The organism is Nitrospira defluvii (assembly GCF_905220995.1).
Taxonomy (GTDB): Bacteria; Nitrospirota; Nitrospiria; order Nitrospirales; family Nitrospiraceae; genus Nitrospira_A; species Nitrospira_A defluvii_C.
The window spans coordinates 1-15,106 of the sequence record NZ_CAJNBJ010000006.1 but is presented as its reverse complement, the minus strand read 5'-3'; the positions used below and the strand labels follow the sequence as shown (position 1 = coordinate 15,106).

Genomic DNA, 15,106 nt, shown 5'->3' with positions numbered 1-15,106 from the left:
GTCACGGAAATTCTAGCGTAGTAGAGGGAGGCGTCAGGCGTCAGGTGGTTTGAGTGTGGGGGTGATGTCTTCTCCCGCTTCACGCTCCTCGCCTCACGGGGTACGACATGCGAGAAATTATCGATTTGGCCTGCACGGTCTGTAAACAGCGGAATTATACGACCCGCAAAAACAAAAAGAACGATCCTGACCGCCTTGAGCGGAATAAGTTCTGCAAGTTTTGCCGGAAGCACATCGCCCACAAGGAAGTGAAGTAGGCGCTTCGTGTCGGATGAACGGCGGTGCCGTTGCTGGCAACGTGCGTGTTCCGTGTGGAGGGGCATGGTGTCAATGGCAGCACATCGGTCTCCAAAACCGAGAGTCTAGGTTCAAATCCTAGTGCCCCTGCCAAGAGGGACTTGTTCGTGCGTGTGGGGTGGTGGTGTGTTGAGGGTTTTTCGCGAGCAGCTTTAAGAGAGGGTTGTAACCGTGTTTCAGCGATTGATCACCTCTGTTCGAGAATTCATCGATGGTGTGCGCGGTGAATTGAAAAAAGTCTCTTTCCCAACGAGGGCCGAAACGATCGGTGCCACGACGGTCGTGATTGTGTTCTGTATCTTCATGTCCCTGTACTTATCGATGATGGATTCCGTGCTGGGCTGGCTGATGCGCAAGGTCATTTAGTTGCGTGGTGCGGCTGGACAGGTCCGGCAGTGCCGGACGATACGATGCTGGATGTTCAGCTGAGAGGAGATGATGAGCAATAAGAATTGGTACGTCATCCACACCTATGCGGGGTTTGAGGGGCGCGTAAAGACCAGCCTCCTTGAGCGCGCCAATCAAATGGGGCTTACTGACCGGCTGGGGCAAGTGTTGGTTCCCACGGAAGATGTCATCGAAATCAAGGATGGGAAGCGGCGGACCTCCCGGCGAAAATTTTTCCCCGGGTATGTCCTGGTTGAATTAGAGTCGCCCCTGGCCGACGAGACCTTGCAGATGATTAAGGAGACTCCGAAGGTGACGGGATTTGTCGGAGGTGGAGCTCAGCCGACGCCTCTTTCCACTGAAGAGGTGGATTCCTTGCTCAAGCAGGTGGATGCCGGTGCGGCCGGTCCGCGCGAGCAAGTCAGGTTCATTAAGGGTGACAATGTTCGCATTGTTGATGGGCCGTTTTTGGGCTTTAATGGTGCCGTCGACGATGTGGATGCCGACCACAATCGCGTAAAGGTGTTTGTTAGTATTTTTGGCCGGTCCACTCCGGTCGAGCTCGGTTTTTTGCAGGTCGAACGTATTTGAGGTCACTGGATTGGTGGTTGGGGCTGAGAGTCGTTCTCGGTCCTTGCGAGCAATCCGCAGTTCTCATGGAGTAACTCATGGCCAAGGAAGTATCAGCGCAGATTAAATTGCAGATTCCGGCCGGCAAGGCGAATCCGGCTCCGCCTGTCGGTCCGTCGTTGGGACAGCACGGCGTGAATATTATGGAGTTCTGCAAGCAGTTCAATGCAAAAACTCAAAAAGATGGGGATAGCATTATCCCGGTGATCATTACGGTCTATAAGGACCGGAGCTTCACCTTTATCATGAAGACGCCGCCGGCGTCGGATCTGCTTAAAAAGGCTGCTGGTGTCATCAAGGGTTCGGGCATCCCGCACAAAGATAAGGTTGGTAAGGTGACTCAGGCGCAGGTGCGAGAAATTGCGCAAAAGAAGTTGTCCGATCTGAACGCGTCTGACCTTGAAGGCGCTATTAAGATCATTCAGGGAACGGCGCGCAGTATGGGTATCACCGTCCAGTAAGTTTTTGCAGAGTGAACCTCCGGCGGATGTGAAGGAGTAGCAGTATGGGAAAGAAACTGACCGCGGCTCAGGAGAAAATCGAGCCCAGGTTTTACGAATTGAAGGAAGCCGTCGAGGCTGTGAAGCAGGCCTCCTACGCAAAGTATGACGAATCCGTTGATTTGGCGATTCGACTTGGCGTTGATCCGAAGCGTTCGGATCAGATGGTGCGCGGGACGACCGCGCTCCCGCACGGTACCGGCAAGCAGCTCCGGGTGCTCGTGTTCGCTAAGGGCGAAAAGGAGCAGGAGGCCAAGCAGGCTGGGGCCGACTATGTGGGTGCCGATGATCTGATGGAGAAGATCAAGGGTGGGTGGATGGAGTTTGATTGTGCGATCTCCACTCCCGATCTGATGGCCTCGGTTGGTAAGCTCGGTAAAGTGCTCGGTCCGCGAGGCCTGATGCCAAACCCGAAGACAGGCACGGTGACGTTTGAGGTTGGAAAGGCCGTGAACGAAATTCGCAAGGGCCGCGTCGAATTTAAGGTGGAGAAAGCGGGAATCGTGCAGGTTCCGGTCGGCAAGGTGTCGTTTGATGTGCAGAAGCTGTGTGATAACGCCCAAGCGGTGTTGGAGTCGGTGGTCAAGGCGAAACCGTCGTCCTGCAAGGGACGTTATCTCAAGAGCGTGACGATGTCGAGCACTATGGGGCCCGGTGTGAAACTGGATCCTGTAGCGCTGTCGAAGTTGTGGGGGTGAGAACGGACAGGTTCTCAGTAAGGGGAATGGCATGAAGAAAGAAGACAAGGCAACAGCGATCGCGGAGTTGGCGGAAAAGTTCGGTCGCGCACGCTTGGCTATTCTGACGGAATGTGCCGGTATGCCCGTCAATCAGATGACCGAGCTTCGTAGGCAGTTGCGCGGTGCCAAGGCGGAATACTGCGTCGTCAAAAACACCCTGGCTGTTCGAGCCTCGGCCGGGACAACCCTGGCTGACGCGAAAGAACATTTTAAGGGGCCGACCGGGCTTGTGATCGGGTATGACGACCCGGTTCTTCCGGCGAAGATTCTGCGAGATTTTATCCAGGCCGAAAAACGCTCCGAAAAAATGAAGGTGACGGTCGGAGTGTTGGAGGGCAAGGTGGTGCAGGCCGCCGATCTTACGGCGATTGCACAATTGCCGAAGAAGGAAGTGTTGATCGCCATGTTGTTGTCGGCCATGCAGGGCCCGATACGTGGTGTGGTCTATGCGTTGAGCGGGGTGTTGAGCAAGTTTGTGCGAGTCATTGCAGCCATTCAGGATAAAAAGAAAGGGGAGGGCGACATGTCAGCAGCAGGAACCAAATTGTCACAAGATGAATTGATCAAGGCGATCGAGGGCATGAGCGTGTTGGAGTTGGCGGAGTTGGTGAAGGGGTTGGAGACGCGCTTCGGCGTGACGGCGGCGGCGCCTGTGGCTGTTGCGGCGGTGGGCGGTGGTGCAGGTGCGGCGGCGGCTCCGGCTGAAGAGAAGACGTCCTTCGACGTGATTTTGGCCAGCGCGCCTGCGGACAAGAAGATCCAGGTTATCAAGGTGGTGCGTGAGCTCACCAGCCTCGGTCTCAAGGAGGCGAAGGACTTGGTTGAAGGTGCGCCGAAGCCCATCAAGACCGGCGCAACCAAGGAAGAGGCTGACACGATGAAGAAGAAGCTTGAGGAGAGCGGCGCCAAAGTCGAAGTCAAGTAATTCGTTCTGTTTTAGCGGTGTGAGTTGTCGGGTTGGGATGGCGCGGGGCGTTCATCTCCTTATGAGCTTGGAGGGCTAACGAATGTCGGAATCGACTCTTTCGGAGTTTGTCGAACGTAAGGATTTTTCTCGAATTCGTACGAGCATCGATATCCCCGATCTCATCGAAATCCAGAAGCGGTCCTACGAAGAGTTTCTCCAGATGGAGGTCGAGCCGGATCGTCGCAAGGATCAGGGGTTGCAGGCGGCGTTAGCGAGCGTGTTTCCCATCACCGATTACAATAATACGGCGGCCTTGGAGTTTTCCAACTACTCTCTTGGTACGCCGAAGTACGACGAACGGGAATGTCTCGAACAGGGCATGACGTTTGCTGTCCCTTTGAAATTGCGCGTGCGGCTCATTGTTTTCGATAAGGAGGACAAGGGGCCGAAAAAGAAGGTGTTGGACGTTCGGGAGCAGGAGGTCTACGTCGGCGAATTGCCGCTGATGACCGAGCGCGGAACGTTTCTCATCAACGGGACCGAGCGGGTGGTGGTTAGTCAGTTGCACCGCTCGCCGGGCGCGTCCTTCACGCATGACAAAGGGCGTACGCATGCCAGCGGCAAAGTTTTGTATTCCGCTCGAATCATTCCGTATCGCGGCTCCTGGCTCGATTTTGAATTCGACGCGCGGGACATCTTGTACGTGCGCATTGATCGCCGACGTAAGATGCCGGCGACCATTCTTCTGAAGGCCTTCGGTTACAGTACTGACGATTTATTGCGGATGTATTATCCGGTCGAGGAAATTCGCGTTTCAAAGGGGAAGCTGTATCGGAAGCTTGATCCTGAAATCCATCATGGCTTGAAGTGTTCGACGGAGGTCATGGAGAAGGGCGGCAAGGATCCCCTGGTTCGTGAAGGGGCCAAGTTGACGAAGGTATTGATTGCCAAGCTCAAGAGTGCCGGGATTAAAGAGATCCCTGTGACGCCTGCGGAACTCGTCGGACGTGCGGTGTTGACGGAATTGGTGGACAGCGGCAAAAAGCAGTCTTTGGCCGAAAAGAATCAACGTCTCACAGAAGAAATTCTGGAGAAGATCCTCGATAGCGACATTGAAGAATTCAAGGTCGTGTATCTTGATACCACCAACGCGACGTTGGTCATTCTGGATACGCTGGACATGGAACGCACTGGCTCTAAAGAAGAGGCAATGGTTGAAATCTATCGTCGGCTTCGCCCGGGCGAGACGCCTTCGGTGGAAACGGCCCGTGCCTTGTTCGACAACCTTTTCTTGAGCCCGAAGCGATACGATCTGTCGCCTGTTGGCCGGTTGAAGCTCAACAAGAAATTGGGGCTTGATTTCGCCCTTGAGCAGCGCACCCTGACGGCGCAAGACATCGTCGAAGTAGTGCGCTACCTGGTCAATTTGAAAATTGGCCGGGGGGAAATCGACGATATCGACCATTTGGGAAATCGTCGTGTGCGATCTGTGGGCGAATTGCTGGAAAACCAGTTCCGTCTTGGTCTTGTCCGAATGGAGCGCAGCATCAAGGAGCGGATGAATCTCCTGGATATGGAGACGGTGCTGCCCCATGACCTCATCAATGCCAAGCCTGTTGTCGCGGCGGTGAAGGAGTTTTTCAGCAGCAGCCAGTTGTCGCAGTTCATGGACCAAACGAATCCCCTGGCTGAAATTACCCACAAGCGTCGTTTGTCCGCCCTGGGACCCGGCGGGTTAACCCGTGAGCGGGCTGGTTTTGAAGTGCGGGACGTGCATCCCTCTCACTACAGCCGTATCTGTCCGATTGAAACGCCGGAAGGTCCCAACATCGGCTTGATCACGTCTCTCGCGACCTATGCACGCATCAATGAATTCGGATTCATTGAAGCGCCCTACAGGAAAGTCCTGAAGGGGCGCGTCAGTGATGAACTGGAATATCTCTCGGCCATCGAGGGGGATAAGTACATTATCGCCCAGGCCAACTCCAAGGTAGACGCCTCGGGTCGTCTCGTTTCGGAGACGGTGTCGGCGCGATCAGCTGGAGACTTCATTACGGCAACGCCGGACAAGATCGAGTATATGGACGTGTCCCCGAAACAAGTTGTCAGTGTGGCGACGGCCCTAGTGCCGTTCCTTGAGCACGATGACGCGAACCGTGCCTTGATGGGATCAAACATGCAGCGGCAAGCAGTGCCCTTGCTCAAGGCAGAGTCTCCCTTGGTCGGCACTGGCATGGAGGCCGTCGTGGCTCGCGATTCCGGGTACGTCGTGCAAGCCAAGCGCGAGGGCGTGGTGGAAAGCGTCGACGCTACTCGTATCGTAGTCCGGGCTGACGCGAAGGAGGGGCGTAAGCGTAACGATTCCGGTCTGGACGTCTATGAAATGATTAAGTTTCAACGTTCGAACCAGAACACCTGTATTACTCAGACTCCCGTGGTTCGAGTTGGCGAGCCGGTGAAGCGTGGACAGGTGTTGGCGGACGGCCCGGCCATCGACCATGGAGAGTTGGCTCTTGGGAAAAATGTGCTCGTGGCATTTATGCCGTGGGGTGGCTACAACTTCGAAGACGCGATCTTGTTGAGTGAGAAATTAGTGCGCGAAGACGCGTTTACCTCTATTCATATTGAAGAGTTTGAGGTAGAAGCTCGCGACACGAAGTTGGGCAAAGAAGACATTACGCGTGATATTCCGAACGTCGGAGAAGAGGCGCTTCGAGATTTGGATGAAAGTGGAATTATCCGGATCGGCGCCGAAGTCAAGCCCGGCGACATACTTGTGGGCAAGGTCACGCCTAAGGGTGAGACGCAGCTGACGCCTGAAGAGAAGTTGCTGCGGGCTATTTTCGGAGAAAAGGCTGGGGATGTGAAGGATACATCCCTCACGGTTCCGCCTGGTGTCGAAGGCATCGTGGTCGATGTGAAGATCTTTTCGAGGAAGGGGCTGGACAAGGACGAGCGCTCGAAGAGTATCGAAAGCGAAGATCACATGAAGTTGCAGCGCGACCACCAGGAGGAGTTGCGTATCATCGAGGACGAAAAAACCAAGAAGGTTCGAAAGCTCCTGCTTGGGAAGGTCGTCGGGCGTGATCTGATGGACCCGGAGACCGGGGATGTTATTCTGAAGAAAAAGGGCAAGCTCACGGCTGAAATCTTGAAGCGACTTCCGGACGACATGGTGCGCCATATTATTCTCAGTGATCCGGATGAGCAGAAGGAGCTGGAGGACGTCGAGCGACGCGCTAAGGAGCAGATCGAAATTCTGCAGACCTTGTACGATGAAAAGGTGGGCCGTCTAAGAAGGGGCGATGAGCTTCCGCCTGGCGTGATCAAGCTGGTCAAGGTCTATATCGCGATGAAGCGGAAGATTCAGGTTGGCGACAAGATGGCCGGACGTCACGGAAACAAAGGCGTCGTCTCGCGCGTGTTGCCGGAGGAAGATATGCCTTATCTGCCGGACGGTACGCCGGTGGAGATTGTGCTCAATCCCTTGGGTGTTCCGTCACGTATGAACGTCGGGCAGATTCTGGAGACTCACCTGGGGTGGGCGGCTCGTGCCCTGGGAATCAAGGTCGCGAGCCCGGTGTTTGATGGTGCGTCCGAGAAGGAGATCAAGGAGCTCCTCAAGAAGGGTAAATTGTCGCCCAGTGGGCAGACGGTGTTAATGGACGGGCGGACCGGCGAATCGTTTAGCAGCCCCGTCACGGTGGGGTATATGTATGTGTTGAAGTTGCACCACCTGGTGGATGATAAGATCCATGCCCGCTCAATCGGCCCTTATTCGTTGGTCACTCAACAGCCACTTGGAGGAAAGGCGCAGTTTGGTGGTCAGCGATTGGGAGAGATGGAAGTGTGGGCGCTTCAGGCCTATGGCGCTGCCTCCATTCTTCAAGAGTTCCTGACGGTCAAGTCGGATGATGTGCCCGGCCGATCGCGCATGTACGAAGCGGTCGTCAAGGGTGAGCCGTTCTTGGAACCTGGATTGCCGGAATCGTTCAATGTGTTGGTCAAAGAGCTGCAAAGTCTTGGGCTCGATGTAGAGCTGGTCAAATCGAAGGACTGATTCTAGTGCTGAGTTTTGCGAGCGGACGCATCCGATAGCTCACCACTCAGAACTGCGCTCAAGCGACCGTTAAGGAGGGATCAACCTTGGAAGGTGTATACACATTATTCGAAAAACCGCGTGACTCGGTGTCGTTCGACTCGATGCGCATTCGTATCGCGTCGCCCGAAAAGATCCGGTCGTGGTCATACGGCGAAGTAAAGAAGCCGGAAACGATCAATTACCGGTCGTTCAAGCCTGAAAAAGATGGGTTGTTCTGCGCCAAGATTTTTGGCCCAATCAAGGACTGGGAGTGTAACTGCGGTAAGTATAAGCGCATGAAGCACCGTGGCATTGTCTGTGACAAGTGCGGTGTTGAGGTCATTCAGTCGAAGGTGCGCCGTGAGCGCATGGGGCACATTGAGTTAGCTGCCCCGGTCGCGCACATCTGGTTTCTGAAAGGTGTGCCCAGTCGGATTGGTACGCTGTTGGATATGAGCCTCAAGCAGCTCGAGAAGATTCTCTACTTCGAGAGCTACGTGATGGTGGATCCTGGATCCACGAGCATGAGCGAGCAGGAACTGGTTTCTGAGGAGCAGCTTCGCTCGTTGCAGTCCGAATACGGTAGCGGTGCCTTTAAGGTGGGGATCGGCGCTGAAGCGATTCGTGAATTGCTGCGGAAGGTCGATATCAATACGCAGTGGGACGAGTTGCATGTGAAGGCCAAGGCCTCGGCATCTGCTGCGCTCAAGAAAAAGTACGCCAAGCGGTTGAAGGTCTTGGAAGCGTTTCGTCGTTCCGGCAACAAGCCTGAATGGATGATCATGGACGTGATCCCGGTCCTGCCGCCGGAATTGCGCCCGCTGGTTCCTTTGGATGGTGGTCGGTTTGCGACCTCAGATCTCAACGACCTCTATCGCCGTGTCATCAACCGGAACAATCGTTTGAAGCGCCTGATCGAGCTCAAGGCTCCAGGGGTGATCATTCGCAATGAAATGCGCATGTTGCAGGAGGCGGTAGACGCGCTGTTTGATAATGGCCGTCGAGGCCGCGCGATTCGTGGACCAAACAAGCGGCCGCTGAAGTCCTTGAGCGATATGTTGAAAGGGAAGCAAGGACGCTTCCGGCAGAATTTGCTCGGAAAGCGTGTCGACTATTCCGGTCGAACGGTTATCGTCGTCGGTCCCGAATTACGCCTGCATCAATGCGGGTTGCCCAAGAAAATGGCCTTGGAGCTGTTCAAACCATTCATCTTCCACAAGCTTGAAGAGCGTGGTGCGGCGACAACAATCAAAAGTGCCAAGCGCCTGGTGGAGAAAGAGCGTCCGGAAGTTTGGGATGTGTTGGACGAAGTCATTCGAGAACATCCCGTTCTTTTGAATCGCGCACCAACACTGCATAGACTCGGCATCCAGGCCTTCGATCCCGTACTGGTCGAAGGGAAAGCAATTCGGCTGCACCCCCTTGTCTGTGCCGCGTTCAACGCCGACTTCGACGGAGATCAGATGGCGGTGCACGTGCCGCTGTCTGTCGAGGCTCAGGTCGAAGCTCGCGTCCTCATGATGTCGATCAACAATATCTTGTCGCCTGCCAATGGGAAGCCGATTGCCGTGCCGTCGCAGGATATGGTGCTGGGGTGCTACTGGCTGACCAAGGAGCGTGTCGGCGCGAAAGGTGAAGGAAAGTTGTTCGGCTCCCCGGAGGAGGCTCGGATTGCCTACGACGCCGGTGCCTTGGATGAACACGCTCGGATTAAGGTCCGGTGCAACGGCGCGTTGGTGCAGACGACGGCCGGGCGCGTCATTCTATCGGAAATTCTTCCTCCAATGATGCCGTTTGCCGATGCCAATAAATTGATGACCAAAAAGGAAATGTCGAAGCTCATTGATGCGGTCTACCGGCAGGCCGGGCATCGAGAGACCGTGACCTTCCTCGATAAGATCAAAGATCTGGGATTCCATTATGCGACCAGGGCCGGCATGTCGATCTGTATCGACAATATGCATATCCCGTCCAGGAAGGAAGACCTGATTGGCAAGGCTCAGCACGAGGTCAATGAAATCGAAAAGCAGTACTCCGAAGGTTTGATTACCAATGGTGAACGATACAACAAGGTCATCGATATTTGGGCGCATGTAACTGAGCAGGTGGCCAATGAGATGATGAAGGAATTGGGTGCCGGGGGCGATCCTGCGAAGGCCGAATCCTTCAACCCAATTTTCATGATGGCCGACTCTGGCGCGAGAGGTAGCTCGCAACAAATTCGTCAGCTCGGTGGCATGCGCGGATTGATGGCCAAGCCATCAGGGGAAATCATCGAAACGCCCATCACGGCGAATTTCCGTGAGGGGTTGACGGTGTTGCAGTACTTCATTTCGACGCACGGCGCGCGAAAGGGCTTGGCGGACACCGCCTTGAAGACCGCCAATTCGGGATATTTGACTCGCCGCTTGGTGGATATTGCGCAGGATGTCATCGTGACGGAGGAAGATTGCGGGACCACGGACGGAATTTTGGTGAGTGCCCTGCTGGAAGGCGGGGAAATCATTCAGACGTTGGAAGAGCGTCTGTTGGGACGTCTCGCCGGCGAAGACATTCGCGATCCGGTGACCGGAGAAATCATTGTCTCGTTTAACGAGGAGATCGACGAAGAGCAAGCTAGGGCCGTGGTCGAGGCGGGTGTTGATCGGGTGAAAATTCGATCGGTATTGACCTGTCAGTCCGCACGCGGGGTCTGCCGGCTTTGTTACGGGCGCGATCTGTCGCGGGGGCGTCTGGTCGAGAAGGGTGAGCCGGTCGGCGTCATTGCGGCGCAATCCATCGGTGAACCTGGTACGCAGTTGACGATGCGCACGTTCCACATCGGTGGTACCGCGAGCAAGGTGGTTGAGCAGACCGTATTGGAGGCTAAGCATGCAGGTCATTTGAAGTATATGAGCCTCGACGCCAAGAAAAACGCCGACGTGCACAATGCCGGGATCGCCGTGCGCAATAAAGAGGGCGAGTGGGTGGTCATGAACCGCAACGCCAAAATTGCGATCGTCGATGATAGTGGGCGTGAACGTGAAAAGTACCCGGTTGTCTACGGCGCCAAGATCAAGTTGAAGGATGGGGATCGTGTCGAAGTCGGGCAAAAGCTGGTGGAATGGGATCCATACTCGTTGACCATCCTTACGGAGACCGGTGGAAAGGTTGCTTACGGCGACATTCTGGAAGGGGTCACGATGAAGGAGGAGTTTGACGAAGTGACGGGTCTTTCCCGAAAGGTCATTATCGAGCAGAGCGGTGCAACGTTGCGCCCTCGGGTTTCGATTAAGGATGACAGCGGAAAGACCGCGAAGGTATCCGGTGCGGGAGCGCCCGTTGCTCGGTACCTGTTGCCGGTCGGTGCGCACATTTTCGTCGAAAAGGGAGCCATGGTTCATCCCGGCGATGTGCTGGCCAAGATTCCGCGTGAAACGACGAAGACCAAGGACATCACTGGTGGTCTCCCGCGTGTGGCTGAACTGTTTGAGGCCCGTAAGCCAAAGGAGCAGGCCGTGATCAGTGAGATTGATGGTGAAGTCTCCTATGGCGGGTTTGTGAAGGGTATGCGGAAGGTGTTGGTCGACAATAAGATGGGCGATGTGAAGGAATATTTTATCCCCAAAGGGAAGCATGTCAACGTGCATGAAGGTGACTGGGTGCGCGCCGGTGAGCCTCTGATGGATGGGTCGGCCAATCCGCATGACATCCTGGATGTGCTGGGTCCGAAGGAGTTGCAGAAGTATTTGGTCGACGAAGTGCAGGACGTCTACCGTTTGCAGGGTGTGTCCATCAACGACAAGCACATTGAAATCATCGTCAGGCAAATGCTTCGAAAGGTTCGGATCGAAGACCCGGGAGATACCTCCTTCCTGCCTGGTAGTCAGGTCAGTAAGGGAATGTTTGACGTCGAGAATCAGAGGGTGTTGGAAAAGGACGGCAAGCCAGCTCTTGGCAAACCCGTGTTATTGGGTATTACCAAGGCCGCGTTGACGACCGATAGTTTCATCTCTGCAGCCTCGTTCCAGGAAACGACTCGTGTATTGACGGAAGCTGCCATCAACGGACGAGAAGATAATTTGCTGGGATTGAAGGAAAACGTGATTGTGGGACGTCTCATTCCTGCAGGTAGTGGATTTGAGGAATATCGAGAAACGTTTGTTGCCAGCGCGAAAGTGCCTAGTGAGCTGGCGGGGACGGTTCCGCAACCGGTTGGCGTCGTCGAGGCGTCCTCTCAGACAGCTGGCAACGAAACGCAAAATAATCCGTGAAAGAAAAAGAACGTTCTTGACAGAAGTGCCACACATCTCTATAATCCGACGGCTTCGCTCTTGGGGGTTTTGAGCAAACGCCTGATTTTCAAGAAAGAGAAGAGTGCATGCCAACGATTAATCAGTTAGTGCGAAAAGGTCGGACGCTCGTCAAGTCGAAGACGAAAAGTCCGGCGCTGAAGCGGTGTCCTCAGAAGCGCGGGGTCTGTCTCCGTGTCTATACCACCACGCCGAAAAAGCCGAACTCCGCCCTTCGTAAGGTCGCGCGTGTTCGGTTGACGAATGGCATGGAGGTTACGACCTATATTCCGGGCGTTGGTCATAATCTTCAGGAGCACTCCATCGTTTTGGTGCGCGGCGGCCGCGTGAAGGACTTGCCTGGTGTGCGGTATCACATCGTTCGCGGTTCTTTGGATGCGGTCGGGGTTGCGGATCGTAAGCAGGCTCGCTCGAAGTATGGGGCGAAGCGTCCTAAGTAGCAGGTCATTCTCTCGTTGCGCGCGGATGCGCGACGAAAACCGATTTCACTTATAGGGTAACGATGCCACGCGGACAATTTTTTGGTCATCGAGAAGCGCAGCCGGATTCGAAGTATCGAGACAAGCTCGTCGGGAAGTTCTTGAATGTCCTGATGGGTGGTGGGAAGAAGAGTACGGCTGAGCGTGTCTGTTATGGGGCCTTTGATCTGATTCAAGAGAAGACTAATGGCGGCGATCCGATGAAAGTCTTTAAGTCGGCTGTCGATAATGTGAAGCCGGTGGTTGAGGTGAAGTCGCGTCGTGTCGGTGGTGCTTCCTATCAGGTTCCTGTTGAGATCAGGCCATCTCGCCGTGTCTCGTTAGCGCTTCGTTGGATTACGGAGTACTCTCGTTCGCGCGGGGGAAAGAGTATGCAGGATAGGCTTGCTGCTGAATTGTTGGATGCGTCTAATAATACTGGTGCATCCGTCAAGAAGCGTGAGGATGTCCATCGGATGGCCGAGGCTAATAAGGCCTTTGCTCACTATCGTTGGTAGTCGTTTGTCGGGCTGCTGTTTGGCCGAGCTGCTAGTGCGTTGGGTGTTAGTTGTGCGGTAGCGGCTGGTCTTTGGCTGAAATGGTAGCGCGCTCGTTTTTTTTCTGGGGGGGTTGTGGCTAGGCAGACACCGTTAGAGCGAACTAGAAATATCGGCATCATGGCTCATATTGATGCCGGGAAGACGACGACTACGGAGCGCATCCTGTTCTATACGGGAATGACGCATAAGTTGGGCGAGGTCCATGAGGGCGCAGCGACCATGGACTGGATGGAGCAGGAGCGGGAGCGTGGTATTACTATCACGGCCGCTGCCACCACCTGCTTTTGGCGGGATCATCGTATCAATATTATTGATACTCCGGGTCACGTGGATTTTACCATCGAAGTTGAGCGTTCCCTCCGGGTTTTGGATGGTGCTGTGGCTGCATTTGACTCCGTTCAGGGGGTTGAGCCTCAGTCTGAGACTGTCTGGCGTCAGGCTGATAAGTACCAAGTGCCCCGTATCGCGTTCATGAACAAGATGGATCGGATTGGGGCTGATTTTTACGCCAGTGTTCAGTCTATCATTGACCGTCTCGGCGCCAATCCGGTTCCTATTCAGATCCCGATCGGTCGTGAGGCTGAGTTTCGTGGGTCTATCGATTTAGTGCGTATGAAGGGGTTCTTTTACGACGACGAAACGTTGGGGGCGAAGTATAAGATCGACGAAATTCCTGCCGACCTCGCAGAGAAGGCGAATGAGTATCGAGAGAAGATGCTTGAGGCGGTGGCCGAATATGATGATCAGGTCATGGAGAAGTATCTTAACGGCCAGCCTCTGGCCGAGGACGAGGTTCGTCGTGCGATCCGGGCTGCCACAATTGCGATGAAGGTGACGCCGGTTCTCTGTGGGTCCGCCTTTAAGAATAAGGGTGTGCAGCAGCTTTTGGACGCGGTGGTGGATTATCTTCCTTCTCCTCTTGATATTCCGGCGGCCGTTGGAGTGGATCCGAATAGTGGTAAGGAGTTGAGGCGGGATCCTTCTGATTCGGAGCCGTTCGCTGCCTTGGCGTTTAAGATCATGACGGATCCCTTTGCGGGGCAGCTGACATTCTTCCGGGTCTATTCGGGGACATTGAAGACTGGCACTGCTGTCTTGAATGTGACGAAAGGGACGAAGGATCGCATTGGTCGCCTGCTCAAGATGCACGCGAATAAGCGAGAGGAAATTGAGATTGTCTATGCCGGCGACATTGCTGCCGCCGTAGGGCTGAAAAGTGCGACGACTGGTGACACTCTCGCTGATGAGAAGCAGCCTCTCCTTCTTGAGGTGATGAAGTTTCCGGAGCCGGTCATTGCGATGGCGATTGAGCCAAAAACCAAGCAAGACCAGGAGAAGATGGGTTTTGCCTTGCAGAAGTTGGCGCAAGAGGACCCTTCGTTCAGGGTTCGTACTGATGAGGAAACTGCTCAGACGATCATCGCTGGTATGGGCGAGCTCCACCTTGAGATTATTGTGGATCGCCTGCTGCGTGAATTTAAGGTTGAGGCGAATGTTGGAAAGCCGGAAGTGGCATTTCGTGAAACTATCCGTCGCAAGGCTGAGGCAGAGTCGAAGTATATCAAGCAGACGGGTGGTCGCGGGCAATATGGCCATGTCGTGCTTACGGTCGAGCCTTCCGAGGCAGGTAAGGGGCTGGAGTTTGTGAATAAAGTCGTGGGTGGTGCCATTCCAAAGGAATACATCCCGGCTATCGAAAAAGGTGTGAAGGAGCGGATGGAGACGGGCGTCGTTGCCGGATTCCCTTTGCGAGACGTTAAAGTCACCGTGATCGATGGTTCCTATCACGACGTGGACTCCAATGAAATGGCATTTAAAATCGCTGCCTCCATGGGTTTTGCTGACGCTTGTAAGAAGGCCGACCCGGTCCTTCTCGAGCCGATCATGAAGGTCGAGGTGCTGGTTCCGCAGGACTTTATGGGAGATGTCATTGGCAACTTGAACGGTCGACGCGGAAAAGTTCAGGGCATGAAGGTTCGTGCTGGGGCCCAGGCCATTGAGGCGACCGTGCCGCTGATGGAAATGTTCGGCTATGCGACCGATTTGCGTTCTCGTACGCAGGGTCGTGCAACGTATAGTATGGAGTTTGATCGCTACGACCAGGTTCCTCGGCAGATCGCTGAGGCGATCACTGCTAAGCACCGTGGTGAGTAGTGGCGGGTTGTGTGAACTAGGGAGGATTGGGGATGGCGAAGGCGAAATTTGAGCGACGAAAGCCCCACGTGAACATCGGGACGATCGGGCACGTGGACCA

The 15,106-nt window shown here is 54.8% G+C and carries 11 protein-coding genes, 1 tRNA gene and 1 pseudogene; all 13 read left to right on the top strand.

Annotated elements, in window-relative coordinates; genetic code table 11:
• Nucleotides 1–107 precede the first annotated feature (107 nt).
• The 13 genes and pseudogenes from rpmG to fusA all read left to right on the top strand — a co-directional run bounded on the left by rpmG (nt 108) and on the right by fusA (nt 15,006).
• The gene (gene rpmG / locus KJA79_RS10675) at nt 108–257 is read left to right on the top strand and encodes a 50S ribosomal protein L33 (protein ID WP_213042032.1); all 150 of its coding nucleotides are present in this window, start codon (nt 108–110) and stop codon (nt 255–257) included.
• 58 nt (nt 258–315) lie between these two features.
• Nucleotides 316–390, top strand: a tRNA-Trp gene (locus KJA79_RS10670).
• Nucleotides 391–468: 78 nt separating this feature from the next.
• A complete protein-coding gene (secE, locus tag KJA79_RS10665; protein WP_213042031.1) occupies nt 469–663 on the top strand; it encodes a preprotein translocase subunit SecE in 195 nt (64 codons plus the stop codon).
• 72 nt (nt 664–735) lie between these two features.
• Entirely contained in the window at nt 736–1,275 is a 540-nt protein-coding gene (gene nusG, locus KJA79_RS10660; RefSeq protein WP_213042033.1) for a transcription termination/antitermination protein NusG, read from the top strand.
• A gap of 77 nt (nt 1,276–1,352) precedes the next feature.
• A complete protein-coding gene (rplK, locus tag KJA79_RS10655) occupies nt 1,353–1,775 on the top strand; it encodes a 50S ribosomal protein L11 (RefSeq protein WP_213042030.1) in 423 nt (140 codons plus the stop codon).
• A gap of 44 nt (nt 1,776–1,819) precedes the next feature.
• Nucleotides 1,820–2,512 carry a 50S ribosomal protein L1 gene (gene rplA / locus KJA79_RS10650; RefSeq protein WP_213042029.1) on the top strand — a complete coding sequence of 231 codons (693 nt, stop codon included), beginning with the start codon at nt 1,820–1,822 and terminating at the stop codon, nt 2,510–2,512.
• Between the two features lie 31 nt (nt 2,513–2,543).
• Nucleotides 2,544–3,050 (top strand): annotated as a pseudogene (gene rplJ, locus KJA79_RS22815) (50S ribosomal protein L10); the annotation flags it as partial.
• A gap of 27 nt (nt 3,051–3,077) precedes the next feature.
• On the top strand, nt 3,078–3,479 hold the full coding sequence (gene rplL, locus KJA79_RS22810) for a 50S ribosomal protein L7/L12 (RefSeq protein WP_246507574.1): 402 nt from the start codon (nt 3,078–3,080) through the stop codon (nt 3,477–3,479).
• Between the two features lie 82 nt (nt 3,480–3,561).
• Nucleotides 3,562–7,521: a DNA-directed RNA polymerase subunit beta gene (gene rpoB, locus KJA79_RS10640; RefSeq protein ID WP_213042027.1), complete on the top strand. Its 3,960-nt coding sequence runs from the start codon at nt 3,562–3,564 to the stop codon at nt 7,519–7,521.
• A gap of 86 nt (nt 7,522–7,607) precedes the next feature.
• Nucleotides 7,608–11,795: a DNA-directed RNA polymerase subunit beta' gene (rpoC, locus tag KJA79_RS10635; protein WP_213042026.1), complete on the top strand. Its 4,188-nt coding sequence runs from the start codon at nt 7,608–7,610 to the stop codon at nt 11,793–11,795.
• 107 nt (nt 11,796–11,902) lie between these two features.
• On the top strand, nt 11,903–12,274 hold the full coding sequence (gene rpsL / locus KJA79_RS10630; RefSeq protein WP_013247882.1) for a 30S ribosomal protein S12: 372 nt from the start codon (nt 11,903–11,905) through the stop codon (nt 12,272–12,274).
• Between the two features lie 62 nt (nt 12,275–12,336).
• Nucleotides 12,337–12,810, top strand: coding sequence for a 30S ribosomal protein S7 (gene rpsG, locus KJA79_RS10625; RefSeq protein WP_213042025.1), 474 nt, complete (start codon nt 12,337–12,339; stop codon nt 12,808–12,810).
• 114 nt (nt 12,811–12,924) lie between these two features.
• Complete coding sequence (fusA, locus tag KJA79_RS10620) at nt 12,925–15,006, top strand: elongation factor G (protein WP_213042024.1); 2,082 nt, start codon at nt 12,925–12,927, stop codon at nt 15,004–15,006.
• The last annotated feature ends 100 nt before the right edge of the window (nt 15,007–15,106 follow it).

Coding starts and splice junctions, on each gene's coding strand:
- rpsL (WP_013247882.1), top strand. CDS start 11,903: ATGCCAACGATTAATCAGTTAGTGCGAAAAGGTCGGACGCTCGTCAAG.
- rpmG (WP_213042032.1), top strand. CDS start 108: ATGCGAGAAATTATCGATTTGGCCTGCACGGTCTGTAAACAGCGGAAT.
- rplL (WP_246507574.1), top strand. CDS start 3,078: ATGTCAGCAGCAGGAACCAAATTGTCACAAGATGAATTGATCAAGGCG.
- rpsG (WP_213042025.1), top strand. CDS start 12,337: ATGCCACGCGGACAATTTTTTGGTCATCGAGAAGCGCAGCCGGATTCG.
- rplK (WP_213042030.1), top strand. CDS start 1,353: ATGGCCAAGGAAGTATCAGCGCAGATTAAATTGCAGATTCCGGCCGGC.
- rpoB (WP_213042027.1), top strand. CDS start 3,562: ATGTCGGAATCGACTCTTTCGGAGTTTGTCGAACGTAAGGATTTTTCT.
- rplA (WP_213042029.1), top strand. CDS start 1,820: ATGGGAAAGAAACTGACCGCGGCTCAGGAGAAAATCGAGCCCAGGTTT.
- nusG (WP_213042033.1), top strand. CDS start 736: ATGAGCAATAAGAATTGGTACGTCATCCACACCTATGCGGGGTTTGAG.